This is a genomic window from Oceanobacillus caeni (assembly GCF_019037185.1).
In the GTDB taxonomy this organism is placed as follows: Bacteria; Bacillota; Bacilli; order Bacillales; family Amphibacillaceae; genus Oceanobacillus; species Oceanobacillus caeni.
In genome coordinates this window covers 1-17,059 of the sequence record NZ_JAHHXM010000011.1, presented here as the reverse complement: position 1 = coordinate 17,059, position 17,059 = coordinate 1, and the positions used below count along the sequence as shown (strand labels likewise).

Genomic DNA, 17,059 nt, shown 5'->3' with positions numbered 1-17,059 from the left:
TCATGAAATCACGAATATAAATAACATTTCAGATGCATTAAATACCTATTTTCAATTATCAATTATTCCACTCCGTAAATTAGAATATTTTGCTTATTCATGATAGGCTTAAGTTTAGAGAAACTACTTTGAGAACTCAGGATTTAGGAAAAGGTTGGGGGCATGAATATGAAAAGAAAAGGAAAAATGATTACGAAAGAAATAGACAGCAAGTATTTAAATGAAACTAAGGAAATTAAAATATACCAACCAGAAAGCTTTTCACCACTATATAAATACAATATTTGCATGATGCAAGATGGAAATGACTTTTTCCAAATGGGACGTGTCGCTACATTAAGTGATCGACTTCACGACGATGGAGAAATAGCAAATACCGTATTTGTCGGAATCCATTACAAAGACAGAGCAGATCGACGGAGAAAATATCATCCAAATGGAGAAGAATATGAAGCATACACAAAATTCATTGTAAAGGAAGTCATTCCCCTTTTAGATGAAATAGTTCCGACCCTCATGCTAGGAAAAACTCGTGCACTCATGGGAGATTCACTTGCAGGAACATTCGCACTCGTGACAGCATTAAGATATCCGAATACATTTGGAAAAGTTATTATGCAATCACCATATATCGATGAATCCGTACTAAACATTGTGAAAAAATCTGAAATAAATTTTTCCTCTCTTGATATTTATCATACAATAGGAACAAAAGAAGACGAAGCACCATTATCTGATGGAACTATAGAAGATTTACTCACTCCAAATCGGGAATTAAATAACCTTTTAAATGAAAAAGGTGCAAATTGCACATATTATGAGTTAGAAGATGGTAACCACACTTGGAAATACTGGCAAAAAGACATGCCACGAACATTAATTTCTATGTTTTCCGAATAGGAAAGTTTTGATATAATGTTATAAAATTCAAACGTAAATAATGAGGAGGATCTAGCATGAAATACGGGATTGCAATCTTTCCATCAAAGAACATTCAGGATGAGGCAAATTCATTTAGAAAACGTTATGATCCACATTACGCCTTAATTCCACCACACATCACATTGAAGGAAGCATTCCATGTGGAGGAAAATGAGTTGAAGGATATGGTTACAGAACTAAAACGAATTGCAAACGAAACAAAACCATTTACCATTAACATTAATAAAGTAAGTACGTTTGCGCCTGTCACGAACACCATTTATTTTAAGGTAGAACCAGTTCCAGCATTAATGGATTTACAGAAAAAGCTGCAAGAAGGTACACTTACAAATAATTTGACGCATTCCTTCGTTCCACATATCACCATCGGACAGCAATTAATGGATGATGAGTATTCAGATGTCTTTGGTACTTTGAAAATGAGTAAATTTACGTTTGAAGATACGATTGATCGTTTTCAACTTTTATATCAGTTAGAAAATGAATCATGGACCGTTTATGAAACATTTGTTTTCGGAAAGGAATTTATATGAACGTAAAAATTGTAGAATCAGAACAAGAATTACAACAAGCCTACGATATACGAATGGTCGTATTTGTAGAAGAACAAAACGTACCTCCTGAAGAAGAAATAGACGATCTCGAAGGCAGCGCAATCCATTTCATCGGTTATGATCATGAAAACCCAGTTGCCGCAAGCCGTCTTCGCTTCGTAGAGGAATATGGGAAATTAGAAAGGATTTGTGTGTTAAAAGAGGCTCGTGGGAAATCCTTTGGCAAAGAAATCATACAAGCAATGGAAAAAGTTGTGCAAGAAAAAGGTTTTAAAAAAGCTAAATTAAATGCACAAACACACGCTGAAGGTTTCTATCAAAAACTTGGCTACCACACTATATCTGGAGAGTTTATGGACGCGGGTATTCCACACGTTACGATGATTAAAGAATTATGATTTAAAGCACTACATCAATAGATGTAGTGCTTTTTATTTTGGTTCGAATGACTTTTCATACAATGGATACACTAATTATTAAACGGTTTTAACTGGGGGATTGAATATATGACAGATTATTTATCCATGTCCATCGATCTTATTTTTGGGTTTATTGCCTTATTCATTGTAACTAAAGTATTAGGAAAAACCTCGATGTCACAAATCACACCATTTGATTTTGTATCTGCTGTTCTACTGGGAGAACTCGTCGGTAACGCTTTATTTGATAAAAAAGCAGGTGTACCTGAAATAGCCTTTGTTGTGGCATTATTCGGAATTCTGATGTGGCTTTCGGAAAAAATAACACAAAAATTCAAACGAACAAGAGCACTTATCGAAGGTTCTCCTTCTGTCGTTATCCATAAAGGAAAATTGTATAGAGATTCTTTGAAGAAAAACAATTTAGATTTAGATCAATTGCAACATTTATTAAGAGTGAAAGATGTGTTTACTTTACAAGAAGTAGAATTTGCAATTTTAGAAGCAAATGGTGAATTATCTGTTTTGAAAAAATCTGATTACCAAACTCCTACACGGAAGGATATGAAATTAAGTCCAAAAGAAGTAAATCTTCCAGCAGCTCTTATTAATGATGGGGAGCTTATTGAGGATAATTTGAGGGAGAAAAATTTAACAAAAGAATGGGTCATGGAGCAAATTAATGCGCAAGGGTTTGATCGTATAGAAGATGTGTTTTACGCTGAATACGAGAAAGGTGAAGATTTATTAATTTATCCTTTTTTAAATCGAAATCATATGAAATGGGATGGCTAATGGACATCCCATTTCTTATCGTCCAGCTCCAGCGCCCAGCGACTAGCGAGACTTCCTTCACCTTCGTACGATAAGTCAACATCGACTCACTCCGTTCGTCGTGTTTCCTTTATCTCCTACGGCTCAGTCCAGTCCGTACGTCGCTAAACGGGCGCTTGCGCTTTCTTTTTTTAAACTAATGCATGAAAATGCTTACCTTTATAATCGTGCTGTAATTTCTTTCTAGGAGTTGTTGAGGTGGTTTCAGCGTGATAACGTTCGTAACTATTACGGATTTCTTGATGGTGCCTTTCCAGAACAGCTTTATATGACTTTTCTACACTTGTTGCTCCTATTCGTTCAGTAGAATTCACACGTATTTGATAACCATTAACTGGATAATGATTAATTGGCAAAATATATCCCATACTCAATCTCCTTCTCCCTACTTTTCTGATTATTTTAATTATACTTATATTTCATTTTTCTGTCTACTTATATTATCCATACCCCTTTTTATTATTCCTCAAACGCCTTTTCCAATCGTTTCATGACGGACTCCATTTGCTGTATTTGTTTTAGAAAAGAATCATTCCACTTATTGGCGTTTTTTTCGAAAGTCCTTATCTTCTCCTCCGGCTTTTGGAACCACTTCTCATTTTTTTCTAAATGCTTACCTAAGATCCCAACATTTTCTATCCAAGGGTTTACCTTTCGTTTACTCAAGTTTCACCATCCCTTCTTCTAACGCTTATTTGTATTTTATGTAAAAAAATAGCGCAGGAATCGATGATTTAACAAATTAGGCGCCCAACCTTTTCTTAACGTTTTAATTGTTGGTGAAATAGGTAGAAAATAGGCATGTATTATACAAAAAAGAGCCAAATATTGATATATGCCCACACCAACAGCGTAGTCCCACATATTCTATTAGGGAAAAGTAACAAATTATGAAAGGAGATATAAATCATGGGTTGTGGAAAAAAATTTGACTCAGGTAATTGCGTTGCTGATATCCTAAGAGATATTGTTGATGCGCAAAATGATATTGTTGAAAACTGTTGTGATACAGGTTGCGAACAATCAATAGGTGATTTATTAGGTGAAACGGACAATGGAAATGGGCTAGATACGGTACCTGTTATTCTATATTGCGACTGCAAACCTTTTAAAGGGTTCGGTGCTGAGAGGAAAACGAAGCATGGTCACTTTGGAATGGGTGAAATCGTATCGAGCTTCGTCTTCCGCGTGAAATCTGTAGATAAGGATAACTGTGCTGTATTAGAATTACTATTATCAGATGGCCAGGGCTGTGGTCACGATAGTCTGAAAGATCCGACCGACCAGGTAACGAAGCAATTAGAAGCAACTGGAATTTGCATCACTGTAGATCTTGACTGCTTCTGCCATGTAACATGCTTACCAGCTATTAGCGTTTTTAACAATGACTAATTTCGTCATTTAAAATAAAATTCACCTAACCATCGAAAAGGGAACACCATGAGAACAAATCATGGTGTTCTTTATTTTAAAATCCAAGTAATCGAACTGATATTATTTCCTCAAAAGGTATCTGCTGCATTCTTTTTCCGCTTTGGAACGTAACTTCTTCATCTTTAAAAGAAACAATAATTCCACGAAACGTTCTTTGTTTCGTCTTTACTTCACATCTCATTTTTGGTGCATATTCCGATGTATTTGCAAAATACTCTACTCGCTCACGAATGCTCATGTCTCTAAATTGCTTTCTCTCTCTAACCGGTTGTTGTTCTTCTTCCGTTTCATTCGTCACTTCGCTTTTCGTTTCCGTTTTTTCATCAGGAACTAGCTCCTGGTCTAAAGAATCAACTGTGTCTTTTTCACCCTTTTTAGATGAATATTTCTTTTTAGGAGTTTCAACCGATTTCTCTTCTATCGCATCTTCCATGGTAACTTCTTCTTCCATAACAACTTTCGGTTCTTTTCCTTTACTTATTACTTCTTTTTTTGGCTTTGCCTTTTTCTTCGGGGTAATATAGCTCTCCTGCATAGGTGCCATAGGAAACGTTATGCCTTTATTTTGCTGTATAAAAAGCAATGGTTCATTCGCATATTTTCCCTTGCTCATACTAACCTCTCCCTTATAACAATTTACAATCTAATATATGTTATTCACCCATCGAGTGTGTTTTTGCCTATAAAATCGTGGTGGGATATTGGGGATTATAAGAAAGAGTGAGTATATTGTATTCACATCGTTAAAACGTTGAAACCACAAAAAAAAGCATGAACCCCATCATGGTCCATGCTCTTCTATTCACGAAACTAAATAACCCATAAATGTAGTTGCCATTCCAAAATAAATTAAAATAGAAATAATATCATTAATGGTTGTTATAAATGGCCCAGACGCTACCGCAGGATCAACGTTTAGGCGATCCATTAGGATAGGTACAAGTGCCCCGGATAATGTCGCAACGATTAAGGATGCCATGATAGATACACCTACAATAATACCTAGATATATATCAGCTTTCCAAAAATAAATAACAACGGCAATGACGATTCCGCAAACAGTTCCTGTAATTAGTCCAGTAGTTGTTTCTCTAGCAATGAGTCGCATTTTTCCTTGGTTCCCGTATTCTCCATTAGAAAGTCCACGAATCGCTACAGCAAGTGCTTGTGTTCCTGTATTTCCAGCCATCCCGCCAATGAGTGGAATAAAGATAGCTAACACGGCAACTTGATTTAACGTATCTTCAAATTGACCGATTAAGCTCGCGGTAAACATTCCTAAAAACAAAAGAATAATTAACCAAGGCAGACGTTTTTTTGCCGCATCGAATGCACTATCATCTGGTTTAACTTCTTCTGAAATACCAGCCAATTGGGAGAAGTCTTCACTTGCTTCTTCTTCCATAACGTCCAAAATATCATCAACGGTAATAATCCCAAGTAAATGATCTTGAAAATCTACAACTGGAAGTGCTAAGAAATCATAATCTCGGAACATTTGCGCGATTTCTTCTTGGTCTTTTGCAACAGAAACTTTGACAATCTTTTCACTCATTATTTCTTCTATTTTTACCTGATTATCCGCTACAATTAAATCTCGTAATGATAGAACGCCGACAATTCGCTTATCTTCATCGAGTACATATAAGTAGTAAATGGTTTCCGCTCCAGGCGCTTCTTCCTTTAATTGTTGCATCGCTTCGACTACGGTTTTTGTTTTGTATAAAGCAACAAATTCAGTAGTCATAATACTACCGGCTGTTTTCTCCTCGTAATGAAGAAGTTGCTTAATTTCAGCGGCAGCATCTTGATCCATCATCGTAAGGAAGCTAACTACTTCTTCTTTATGCATGTTATTTAAAATATCCACCGCATCATCTGCGGGCATTTTGGATAGAATCATCGCCCCTTGCCTTGGATTCATTTCTGTAAAATAGCCAGGGGTATTTTCCAAATCAATATTTATCATAATCTCCGCTAATTCATCGGGAGATAAATATGCATAGATTCTTATTCGATTTTCTTGGGATTGATCAACAAAGAACACAGATTGATCATATGGGTGCATTTCAAGGAATTTTTCCCTAAACTCATCTGTCTGTTCTTCATTTAATGCTTCGTACACTTTTTCCCAATGTGCTTTATACTCTTCTTCATATTTTTCTTCGTAATTATTTTGTCTCTCTTCCATAAGGATACTTCCTTTCTCTTACGAAACAGTATAGAACCTATTCCCCGTTCCGCTAATTCGAAACTTCTACTTACGATTTTTCACAAAGCTTGGCATACGTCAAATCCTTAGCTTGTACTTTTGTTGAAAAGATTTACACTTTCCCCGTTTGTCAGGTCAAGAATTTCTACTTGAATAAAACTTATAAACTTAATCAATGATAAACTTATACATATCTAATAACCGATAGCAAGGAGGAGTTTTATGAAAATAGACGTTATAGGTGACATCCATGGTTGCATCGATGAATTGCATGCGCTATTTGAAAAACTCGGTTACCAAAAAGAAAATAATATCTTCGTTCACCGCGAAGGTCGTATTCCGGCATTTGTTGGTGATTTAACAGACAGAGGTCCGGATTCATTAGCAGTTATTAGACTTGTCTATCAAATGGTTGTCGAGCATAAAAGGGCAAAATACGTCCCAGGTAACCACTGTAACAAATTATATCGCTTTTTTCTAGGGAACAAAGTCCAACAAAAGCACGGTCTGGAGACTACTGTTCAAGAATATGAGACATTATCTACTAGAGAGCAAAAAATAATAAGTAAACAGTTCAGAACGCTTTATGAACAAGCTCCATTATATTTAGAAATCCCGGAGGTTTCCGCAGTTATTGCTCATGCAGGAATACGTGAAGATTACATTGGTAGAACCGATAAGAAAGTACAAACCTTCGTATTATACGGTGATATCACTGGTGAATTTCATTCTGATGGCCGCCCGATTCGTAGGGATTGGGCCAAACACTACCATGGTGACCGGTGGATAGTATATGGTCACACTCCTGTGATGGAACCACGTATCAAAAATAAGACAATCAACATTGATACTGGTTGTGTTTTTGGTAATAAATTGACCGCTTTTCAATTGCCAGAAGAAAAGATAGTGGCAGTCCCATCCGAACAGCCACTAGTCGAAGAAAAATTTAGTTATTTCGATAATGATTAAAGTGCATGTTCAAAAGGAGGATGATGTATAGCACCGAAGTCGTCTAAGTGCACAACTTCCTTTTGAACAACTTTTCAAAGAAGTTCCTTCATATCACTCGGTAAATTAGATTCAAGCTGGATGTATTCTTTTGTAAAAGGATGTTCAAATGCAAGCTTATAGCAATGTAAGGCATGTCTCTTTATATAATCCGTTTTCCCGCCATATAAATCATCCCCCGCTAATGGATGATTTATATGGGAGAAATGGACACGAATTTGATGTGTTTTACCTGTTTCCAGTTGAATGTTTACCAAGGTATGTAAGGGTAATCGTTTCTCTACTTTAAAATGAGTTACCGCCCGTTTCCCAGTTTCCTTCACCATTCTTTCGATAATGGAACCCTCTTTCCGATCAATTGGAGCATTTATGGTTCCACTATCTTTCATTAAATCCCCTTCCACCAATGCTTTATATCTTCTCTTTATTTTTCCCGCTTTCTGTGCCGTAGACAATAAGGAATGACTATAACGGTGTTTGGCTATTAATAACAAACCAGATGTATCCCGATCAAGCCTAGTTACGACATGGATCGTATAAGGGATATTATGTTTTTCGTAATATCCTAAAATCCCATTAGCAACGGTTCCTGTTGGATGATGGAGAGATGGAATGGTAGCAATTCCAGCAGGCTTATCCACCACGATAACTGAATCATCTTCATAGACAATGGACAAGTCCATTTCATCTTTAACCATGTACTCTCCTACCTGCTCTTTAGGAAATGAGATTTCCAGTAAGTCCCCTTCCTTCAAGCTGTATCGGACCGTTTGTGGAATACCGTTAATAAGAATCTTTCCTTCCAACTTCACAGCGGTCAAGATTCTTCTAGAAAAACGTTGATATTCCTTTAAGTAATCCCGAATCATCATACCAACATGTTCGGAATTAATCATCCATTTCATAACTACTTCGCCTCATTCTTATTTCCCATCTTCCGTAACAAAAGAATCTCTGACTCGATTCCAAAATGGGAATTGTCTAAATCTAGCAAATCGTACTCTTTCTTTCGCCACCCGACATTGAATCGACTTCACATCATTATAGGTTCGACTAAAATGATCAATGGAAATTAGGAAGCTTTTGTCCTTCTTCGGTTCCAGTAAACATGTATGATGTTTTGGCAAAATTAAAGGAGAGCCTATCGTACGGAAAACCCGATTATTAATAGAAGCCATTTCTGTTAATTGAATTGCTTCAATGGCTGGGTGTATGATGGCACCACCTAATGCCTTATTATATGCAGTACTTCCGGAAGGTGTAGAAATACAAATTCCATCTCCACGGAACGTTTCAAAATACTCCCCTTTAATTTTAACATCAAAGACAACAGAGCCCTCCGCTGTTTTAATCATTGATTCATTTAAGGCGAGAAAACGATCCCTTTCACCGGAGTTTTTTCTTATAATCACTTCAAGTAATGGATACTCAACAACTTGAAATGGAGTTTTCGCAATTTCTATCACTAATTTTTCGATTTCATCTGGTGTGTAATCTGCATAAAACCCAAGATGACCAGTATGAACTCCAATAAAAGCCGTTCGATTTAAACGATGGACGTAGCGATGAAAGGCCTCCAGAAACGTTCCATCTCCTCCAACAGAAATAACGATTTCAGGTTCCTCTCGATCGTATTCCAATTCAAAATCTGTTAAATATTGTTTCATCGTTACTTTTATTTTTTCTGAACGCTTATCCTCTCTAGATACAATTTTAAATTTCAAGTCGTTCCTCCCCTTTAATAAAATTAATTATATTTCCTATTAAAGATTCGCCGCGCTTCTTGAATTTCATGTTTTATTTTTGACATTTCTTCATCTAATTTAAAAGCCGCTTCAGCAGCATTCTGCAATCTTATTTGGATATCATCAGGAATACTACCTTTATATTTATAATTCAATGAATGTTCATTCGTCGCCCAAAAGTTCATTGCTAGCGTACGTATTTGGATTTCGGCTAAGACTAGTTTTCTCCCCCGAACCATTTCTACTGGGTATTGAATAATCATATGATAGGAGCGATATCCGCTAGGCTTTTTATTCGTAATATAATCTTTCTCTTCTACAATTGAAAAATCATCACGATTACGAAGCATTTCAACAATAGCATAAATATCATCTACAAATTGACACACGACCCGAACACCAGCTATATCATATATTTCTTTTTCAATATTTTCTAATGGGACTCCCCTATTTTTAGCTTTTTCTAAAATACTTTGGACTGGTTTTACTCTTCCGGTAACAAATTCGATTGGCGAATGAGATGATTCGTATTCAAATTGTGATCGCGTTCCTCTTAATTTTACTTTAAGCTCATCAACCACCTGTTTATAGGGGGCAAGTAAATATTCCCAGTTCATAACAAACACACTCCTACACTTAACTGTAACATGAATCTTTCACCATCGTTATTTAGAAAACTTGGCATTTTCTCCAAAAGCTTTAATCATTGTCTCCGCTACACTTTGTGGGAAGAAAACATTGTATTTCCTAGCCTGCAATCAAAGACAAAGTCCACTCAAATTATAGCTTATATTCGTGTAACATACTAGCTTGATTCCTTTTCTTTGCAAATTTATCCTATATTGGCGATAATCATTAATAATATATTTTTACATTATAATTGGAGGCCAAATTTTTTATGGCACAAGAAATAGAAATTGAATTTAAAAATTTGTTAACAGAAGATGAATTTAACATTTTATTGGATAAATTGCCATTCCCTGAATATAGTGTAAAACAAACGAATTTTTATTTTGAGACAAAAGATCTTTCATTAAAGGACAAGGGATGCGCACTTAGAATTCGGGAAAAACAAGGGAATTATCGTCTAACATTAAAAGAACCACATGAATTAGGCTTACAAGAAACACACGATACGTTAACAGAAGAAGAAGCAAAACATTGGTTAAATGGAAAAATCATTCCAAAACCTGAGACAACCCGACAATTGCAAAACTTAGGCGTTGATCAAGAGGAATTAGTATATTATGGAAGTCTCACAACAGAGCGTCGAGAGGTTGAATACCAGGATGTCCTCATTGTTCTAGATGTTAGTACTTATAATGGTGTTCAAGATTATGAATTTGAATTAGAAGCAAAGGATCAAAAAATAGGACTTACAAGATTTCATTCTATTTTAAATCAATTTGGAATTAAGAAGAAGGAAACACCTAATAAAATAGTACGTTTTTTTAATACATCACCTAAATAGGAAGCATTTAATCAGATTTGTTGCCCATTCTATCATCCACTTGTAAAATTAAAAGCAGGAAAATTATATTATATATGTTTTTGTAAACCATAAATAAGGAGAAGCGGATGGAAATAAAACACGGAACGATTTATGAAGCAATTGGTGGCTTTGATACAATAGACAGATTAGTTACTGCTTTTTATAAACGAGTCGGGAAACATCCTGATTTAATTCCCATTTTCCCAGAGGATTTAACGGAAACGGCAAGAAAACAAAGATTATTTTTAACCCAATTTTTTGGAGGTCCTAGACTTTATGAGGAAGAACGTGGTCAACCAATGATGAGAAGACGCCACTTGCCATTCCCCATTACACCAACAAGAAGAGATGCATGGTTAAGTTGTATGAAAGAGGCACTTGACGAAGCTGAAATTGAAGAACCGTATCGTTCGGTGATATTTGAAAAATTGACCCTTACAGCAAATCATATGATGAATAAACTAGATTGATAGAAGAAGTTGTTCAAAAAGTGCGTCACCCTCCTTTTTGAACACGCACTAGAAAGGAGAATTCGATGTGAGTTGGGATCAAACTGAGCTAAAAAAGTTTAATAAGTCAAACACATCGGAAAGCTGCAACTATCTTGACAGTCATTCTAAACCGATTGAAATGTATGTGTTTATAGACCCACTTTGCCCGAACTGCTGGTATTTTGAGCCTTATATAAAAAAGTTTTCGCTTGAATATGGACGATTTTTCACTATCCAACAAATTTTAAGTCCTTCTATAAATCGTGATCAACTGTCTTGCAGAAAATCGTCTTATTCATCTAATAATTTTACTGTTTCTAATCCTTGGATTGTATCTTTTGCTATTAAAGCCGCCGAGATTCAAGGAAAAAGAGCAGGAAAAACATTTTTGAGAAAACTACAAGAACACCTCTTTTTGCGAAATCTTGACATTTCCAATGAACAAATCCTAATGGAAATTGCCCGTGAAGCAAAATTAGATTTAGAAGAGTTTGTAGAAGATATGCACTCCGCCACCGCTAGGAAAGCTTTTCAAAGTGATGTACAGCTTAGACACGAAATGGAAATAGATATAACACCAACTGTTGTCTTTTTTAACCATTCAAATGATGACCAAGGGATTAAAATAGTAGGTCTTTATCCATATGAAGTGTATGAATTTATATTACAGGAAACCTTACAAATTACCCCAATTCCATCAGAGAAACCACCATTAGAGGAATTTTTAAAACGACATAATATGGTTAGAAGCAAGGAAATTTCCATTGTTTATGATTGGAGTTTATCGAAAACAGAGAAAGAATTGAAAAAGCTGCAATTCAGACAACGAGTAAACCGAATAAATGAAAACGAAAGATGTTATTGGAAATATAAGGAATAATAGTATATTGCAAAAAAAGGATATGCGGGGCAGCGCATATCCTTTTTCATTCTTTGTATAAATACAAAGGGGGATGGGAGAAAGTTTCATGATCAAACAAAAGGGGTATTTGTTTGTGTAATTAACTTACAAATTAATAATAACAAGTATTTTAATGTTTGACAACCCTCTGTTCATAATTTCACAAAATGTTCAATTCTATTATTTTCTTTGTTGCATATACTTGATATAAAAATGAATTCTATGTAAGGAGGGTCTCTTCGTGCAACTACTCTTTCCTCTCTTCTTCTTCGTCTTAGCACTCATTGCATTTGGCTTAAATATTTTAGGAATCATGCAATTAATCCCTATTTATATTACATTACCAATTTTATTTATTGCAATTTATCTCACCATCTATTCTTTGTTCAATCAAAATACATTTCACCGGAGAAGAATGAGATAATTCGTATTTTATGCCTGGAGTTTAGGAGGTGGCTCCCTTCCTTAAATGTGCATCATGGATAAAAGGAATGACACCTTTACTCTAAAAGCTTTATAAAAAAGAAAAAAGAAAAAAGGATATGCGGGGCAGCGCATATCCTTAGTCCGTCTTTGTATAAACAAAGGGGGGATGGGAGAAAGTTTCATGATCAAACAAAAGGGGTATTTGTTTGTATTAAACTTACAACTATATAATATCAAGTTCATGTCGAATTTTCAAGGTTTTTGTTCATGCATTCACAAAAAGTTCAATTTTTTATTTAAAAAGGAGCAGGTACACCTGCTCCTTTGCTTATTAATTTAATAATAGTTTTTCCATTTCATTTAACTTCTCTTCGAAGACATCCAAAGCACCTAAAATGGGCTGTTTCGATGTCATGTCTACCCCTGCTTTTTTCAATACTTCAATTGGGTCATCACTACTTCCTGCCTTCAAAAATTCTAAATAACGCTCTACAGCAGGATCTCCTTCTGTTAAAATTTGATTTGCTAAGGCTGTTGCGGCGGAATAGCCTGTTGCATATTGGTACACATAGTAATCGTAGTAGAAATGCGGAATTCTTGCCCATTCTAAACCAATTTCTTCATCAGATACTACTGCATCACCATAATATTTTTTATTAAGTGCATAATAAATTTCCGTTAATTTATCTGCTGTCAATGCTTCCCCATTTTTTGCCTGAACATGAATATCGTGTTCAAATTCAGCGAACATCGTTTGACGGAATACGGTTCCTCTAAAGCCTTCTAGAAAATGATTTAATAAATATAATTTTTCTTTTTCATCTTCTAAGTTTTTTAACATGTAATCATTTAATAATGCTTCATTACATGTGGAAGCTACTTCTGCAACGAAAATGGAATAATTTCCGTAACGATATGGTTGATTTTTTCTTGTGTAGTAACTATGCAAGGAATGTCCAAGTTCATGTGCTAATGTAAACGTATTATTTACATTGTCTTGCCAGTTTAACAGGACATACGGATTTGTTCCATACGCACCTGAAGAATAAGCCCCACTACGTTTACCTTTATTTTCAACTACATCAATCCAACGATTTTCAAAGCTTTGTTCAAGGATCTTTCCGTACTCTTCACCTAATGGTTTTAGTCCTTTAATAACGTAATCTTTCGCCTCATCATAGCTTATTTTCATCTCCACATCTTTTACTAATGGAGTATACATATCGTACATATGAAGTTCATCCACACCAAGAACTTTTTTACGAAGTTCGATATAGCGATGTAGTAATGGTAGTTTATCATTCACCGCTTCAACTAGGTTATCATAAACTTCTTCTGGAATATTATTGTTATCCAATGCAGATTGTCTTGCAGAGTCATAATTTCGCACTTTCGCTGAGAAATTATGTGTTTTCACTGTTCCGCTTAAAGTGGATGCAAATGTATTCTTGAATTGGCCATACGTATCATACATTGCTTTAAACGCATCTTTACGGACTCTCCTATCTTTTGATTCCATGAAGCGACTATAACGCCCATGTGTTAAATCAATTTCTTCCCCATTCTCGTCTTTAATTGCTGGGAATGGTAAATCGGCATTATTTAACATACTAAAAGTCTGAGAACCTGTCGATAATGCTTCAGAAGCCTCTGCTAATAGAACTTCCTCTTTTTCGCTTAGTACATGTGGACGTTGGCGGTTAATTTCATCTAGAACCTTATTATATTCTTGTAATTCTTTCTTTTCCTGTAAAAAGGATTCCAATTTCGCTTCATCCATCGTAAGAATCTCAGGAACTACATAACTCATTGAACTTGATGCAAGCGTCAATACCGTTTCTGCTTGAGCATTCATTGCTTGGTAAAAGGAATTCGTCGTATCTTGGTCATAGCGCATATGAGCGTATGTATATAACTTCCCTAATCGTTCTCCAAGTTCATCTTGCAGTTTGAATAGATTATAAAGGGTGTCCGCTGATTCGGATAGTTTTCCTTGGAACTTTGTAATTTCAGGAATATCTTTTTGTAATTGTTCAAACTCTTTTTTCCAAAGATCATCGGTTTCGAATATGTCTTCGAGTTTCCATGTTTTTTCTACAGGTACTTCTTCACGTTTTGGTAATTGTTTTGTTGATTGTGCCATTACAAATTCCTCCTTTAATTCCTTATCCTTAATAATTCTAGATTTACTAAAATATTCCTTTTTATTCTCTCCTATTTACTTAGTATATCGAAATACAGTAGATTCATGCTCGGATTTTGTTTCCTTCCTTCATTATTAATTGCTTGATTAACGCCTTATCTCCGTTTACCGCCTCTTCTACGTGAGTATATAACGAAAGCTGCTGATTCATTTTATAGGTATGGTTGGGCAAGATGGATAATATATTTAGTTTTTCTAGAATTTGAAGGTACTCTTTAATTGGGTCATCCTGGTATTGGATTAAAGGATAGGAAGATGTAGGTTTCATTTGTTTTCTTAGCTGATATTGGATGGAATGAAAGGAAATGATACTTCCAATTTCTAAAGGTTGTAGGAGATTCATGCAAATTCTACTTTGCCAATCCCATGGTGGTGATTTCATTCGGTATTGTGCGGACACAGGTAAATATACAATGGAAGGAAGACTTTCTACATGAACTTGTTTCAAATATAACCACTGATACCAAGCTAATTCCATCCCATATAAATTATTTCTTGGTTTAAGACGGAAGTGTAGCTTACGTTTTTCCCACAATGAATAGATTTCTTTTTTCATAAAATGCGAGAGTGCAAACAATTCTTTAAAATGAAATTTCCTAATATCTATTACTTTTAACTTTCCAATTGCTTGGGTTTTTGTAGTAAAAAAGAGATCTTGGATAAAAATAAATTGAAGCGTTTGGGGGCAAAAGTAATATAATACAGTAGGCAGCTCGTAGGAAAATCGATGAATAAATTGTTGCGTGAAGGAGTTGATTTTAAAGGTGTTTTTTCCTTGCCTTTCTAACAGGTTTGCTCCTAAAATCCATATCGGGGTTATTCCAATCGATTGATATCCTCGATTGCGTCTGTTAACTTCCTCTACTGGAATTCTTGCACATTGGTATTCTACTGCAATTTGCTTTTTATTAATTTTCAACAGGATGTCTGGTCGTTGACGGATCTCGGGGATATATTTCTCTAATGTTACTTCTAAGCCTTGTTTCTTTAACCATTGATAAAGTAAAAATTTCCCTTGTTCATGATAGATTCCCTCTCCCCTATCACCCGCAGAACATTGACTTGTTGCATAATGAGCAAAATGCGGAATCATTTTCTTTCCAGCTTTTATTAAAACGGCTTCCTGGCAAGCTGGACAATAAAACTTCACTTCTTTTTGCTTTAGTCTTTCTATTTCTTTTCTTGTTAGATTCATTAGCGTAACCATTTTTCCATTTTTTAATTTTGCTTGCAGCATATGTTCACCACCTCACTACACTAATTCGACAAACATATACAAAATCCTTTATTCATAAAACAAAAAAATAGGCACCCGTTTTAGTTAACGAGCACCTATACCTGTGCAGGAAAGTAGGAACGAATTTGTTCGAAGGCGTTATATTCAAAAAGCTTCTTCCCATATTCTTCTAATACATGAATCGACATATCCGAATCATTTGCAAACTCCAACACTTGACTAATCAGATCTTCTTGTAAGTGGTCATCTAATAGGTCTGGTGAGAATTCCAAATAGAGATAGTATTTATTGTGATAAGAATAAACCGTTTCTTCCACACTATCCGTATCATCTTGGAAGTAATGGCTTAGTTGAATGGCATCTTCAAAATTATCAAACTCAGCGATAATCCACATCCCATCCTCTATCAAATCAATTTCTTCTTCATCATCTTGGCCTAAGTTCTTCCCAAACTTATCTTCAAGGAAATTCTCTAACTTATCCTCTAAGTGACCGTCCAGCATTCCATCCGCTTGTAACTCACCATTGCTACCTATTTTGGCTTTAGTTACAATAATCTCTAAACCTTTTTCAAGAGCTTGGACTTGAATCCACAAAGGACCATCTATGTTAAAATCCTCTTCCTTGTAGTTTACTTCATCCATCATTTGCCAGAAAAGCTGCTCACTTCTTTCCCGATCATACCAAATTTCCTCACGCTCAAAGCCAAGGTCTTCAATGTCTAGATAAGAAATATAAAATTTAACCGTATTTTCATTTATTCTCTCTATATCCATCCTTCTTTCTCTCCCTTCTTCATTAGATAAGCAATTAGCTCACTTTCTAAAGTTCTCTATAAAGTAATAAACAGTAGGTGGAAGAGATTACTTCACCATATCTATATATTGAAAAAATGAAATGCTTTCGCTATGAACTGCTAATTAAACCACTCTGTTAATTCCATTGTATGATAGTGTACGGAATAATGGAAATTAATATGCCTATATATTTTTTATAAATTTTAAAAATAAATCCATTTTGCATATTTCCATACAATCAAAGTAGAATGGTTAATTCATTATTGTAACGGATTTAAGTAATTTTGGGCTCTACGTCAAGTGACGTTGGTACTGTATTTTAGTCGACTTTTAATATGTATTTGATTATCACACTCTAGGGAAG

The 17,059-nt window shown here is 35.2% G+C and carries 20 protein-coding genes; 10 read left to right on the top strand and 10 right to left on the bottom strand.

The annotated features are described in order from the left end of the window. Positions 1–168 precede the first annotated feature (168 nt). From KM885_RS08245 to KM885_RS08230, 4 genes are all read left to right on the top strand, one after another. Positions 169–900 (top strand): alpha/beta hydrolase, encoded by a 732-nt coding sequence (locus tag KM885_RS08245; protein WP_047184473.1) that lies wholly within the window; start codon positions 169–171, stop codon positions 898–900. 56 nt (positions 901–956) lie between these two features. Then, positions 957–1,475, top strand: a complete 519-nt coding sequence (locus KM885_RS08240; protein ID WP_047184472.1) for a YjcG family protein — start codon at positions 957–959, stop codon at positions 1,473–1,475. Then, entirely contained in the window at positions 1,472–1,894 is a 423-nt protein-coding gene (locus KM885_RS08235; RefSeq protein ID WP_216883763.1) for a GNAT family N-acetyltransferase, read from the top strand. Before KM885_RS08240 ends, KM885_RS08235 begins: the two co-directional genes overlap by 4 nt. Before the next feature lie 108 nt (positions 1,895–2,002). After that, on the top strand, positions 2,003–2,710 hold the full coding sequence (locus KM885_RS08230; RefSeq protein ID WP_060668588.1) for a YetF domain-containing protein: 708 nt from the start codon (positions 2,003–2,005) through the stop codon (positions 2,708–2,710). A gap of 170 nt (positions 2,711–2,880) precedes the next feature. Here the strand turns inward: KM885_RS08230 and KM885_RS08225 are convergent, their stop codons facing one another. Continuing rightward, the gene (locus tag KM885_RS08225) at positions 2,881–3,123 is read right to left on the bottom strand and encodes a hypothetical protein (protein WP_216883762.1); all 243 of its coding nucleotides are present in this window, start codon (positions 3,121–3,123) and stop codon (positions 2,881–2,883) included. A gap of 85 nt (positions 3,124–3,208) precedes the next feature. After that, positions 3,209–3,415, bottom strand: a complete 207-nt coding sequence (locus KM885_RS08220) for a hypothetical protein (protein ID WP_060668590.1) — start codon at positions 3,413–3,415, stop codon at positions 3,209–3,211. A 243-nt stretch (positions 3,416–3,658) separates the two neighbouring features. Here KM885_RS08220 and KM885_RS08215 point away from each other — a divergent pair, with 243 nt between their 5' ends. Then, the gene (locus KM885_RS08215) at positions 3,659–4,141 is read left to right on the top strand and encodes a CotY/CotZ family spore coat protein (RefSeq protein ID WP_216883761.1); all 483 of its coding nucleotides are present in this window, start codon (positions 3,659–3,661) and stop codon (positions 4,139–4,141) included. A gap of 76 nt (positions 4,142–4,217) precedes the next feature. Here the strand turns inward: KM885_RS08215 and KM885_RS08210 are convergent, their stop codons facing one another. Next, complete coding sequence (locus KM885_RS08210) at positions 4,218–4,796, bottom strand: CotO family spore coat protein (RefSeq protein WP_216883760.1); 579 nt, start codon at positions 4,794–4,796, stop codon at positions 4,218–4,220. Between the two features lie 189 nt (positions 4,797–4,985). Then, entirely contained in the window at positions 4,986–6,374 is a 1,389-nt protein-coding gene (mgtE, locus tag KM885_RS08205) for a magnesium transporter (protein WP_216883759.1), read from the bottom strand. Positions 6,375–6,617: 243 nt separating this feature from the next. Here mgtE and prpE point away from each other — a divergent pair, with 243 nt between their 5' ends. Next, entirely contained in the window at positions 6,618–7,364 is a 747-nt protein-coding gene (prpE, locus tag KM885_RS08200) for a bis(5'-nucleosyl)-tetraphosphatase PrpE (protein ID WP_216883758.1), read from the top strand. Between the two features lie 74 nt (positions 7,365–7,438). Here the strand turns inward: prpE and KM885_RS08195 are convergent, their stop codons facing one another. From KM885_RS08195 to yjbM, 3 genes are read right to left on the bottom strand one after another with little or no spacing between them, the layout of a single operon-like run. Continuing rightward, positions 7,439–8,308, bottom strand: a complete 870-nt coding sequence (locus KM885_RS08195; protein ID WP_216883757.1) for an RluA family pseudouridine synthase — start codon at positions 8,306–8,308, stop codon at positions 7,439–7,441. Positions 8,309–8,326: 18 nt separating this feature from the next. Further along, positions 8,327–9,127 carry an NAD kinase gene (locus tag KM885_RS08190; RefSeq protein ID WP_047184462.1) on the bottom strand — a complete coding sequence of 267 codons (801 nt, stop codon included), beginning with the start codon at positions 9,125–9,127 and terminating at the stop codon, positions 8,327–8,329. A 23-nt stretch (positions 9,128–9,150) separates the two neighbouring features. Beyond that, positions 9,151–9,765: a GTP diphosphokinase gene (gene yjbM, locus KM885_RS08185; protein ID WP_060668596.1), complete on the bottom strand. Its 615-nt coding sequence runs from the start codon at positions 9,763–9,765 to the stop codon at positions 9,151–9,153. Between the two features lie 281 nt (positions 9,766–10,046). On the opposite strand from yjbM, the gene KM885_RS08180 reads away from it, so the two are divergent. The 4 genes from KM885_RS08180 (at position 10,047) to KM885_RS08165 (ending at position 12,456) form a co-directional block, all read left to right on the top strand. Beyond that, complete coding sequence (locus KM885_RS08180) at positions 10,047–10,619, top strand: CYTH domain-containing protein (RefSeq protein ID WP_047184460.1); 573 nt, start codon at positions 10,047–10,049, stop codon at positions 10,617–10,619. 107 nt (positions 10,620–10,726) lie between these two features. Next, positions 10,727–11,110: a globin domain-containing protein gene (locus tag KM885_RS08175; protein WP_060668598.1), complete on the top strand. Its 384-nt coding sequence runs from the start codon at positions 10,727–10,729 to the stop codon at positions 11,108–11,110. Positions 11,111–11,177: 67 nt separating this feature from the next. Beyond that, on the top strand, positions 11,178–12,011 hold the full coding sequence (locus KM885_RS08170) for a ClpXP adapter SpxH family protein (RefSeq protein ID WP_047184458.1): 834 nt from the start codon (positions 11,178–11,180) through the stop codon (positions 12,009–12,011). A gap of 262 nt (positions 12,012–12,273) precedes the next feature. Beyond that, positions 12,274–12,456, top strand: coding sequence for a hypothetical protein (locus KM885_RS08165; protein WP_204798150.1), 183 nt, complete (start codon positions 12,274–12,276; stop codon positions 12,454–12,456). A gap of 333 nt (positions 12,457–12,789) precedes the next feature. Here KM885_RS08165 and pepF read toward each other — a convergent pair whose 3' ends face one another. From pepF to mecA, 3 genes are all read right to left on the bottom strand, one after another. After that, positions 12,790–14,601, bottom strand: coding sequence for an oligoendopeptidase F (pepF, locus tag KM885_RS08160; protein ID WP_204798149.1), 1,812 nt, complete (start codon positions 14,599–14,601; stop codon positions 12,790–12,792). Between the two features lie 103 nt (positions 14,602–14,704). Then, positions 14,705–15,898, bottom strand: coding sequence for a competence protein CoiA (locus KM885_RS08155; protein ID WP_204798148.1), 1,194 nt, complete (start codon positions 15,896–15,898; stop codon positions 14,705–14,707). Positions 15,899–15,993: 95 nt separating this feature from the next. Beyond that, positions 15,994–16,674 (bottom strand): adaptor protein MecA, encoded by a 681-nt coding sequence (gene mecA, locus KM885_RS08150; RefSeq protein WP_204798147.1) that lies wholly within the window; start codon positions 16,672–16,674, stop codon positions 15,994–15,996. Positions 16,675–17,059 lie beyond the last annotated feature (385 nt).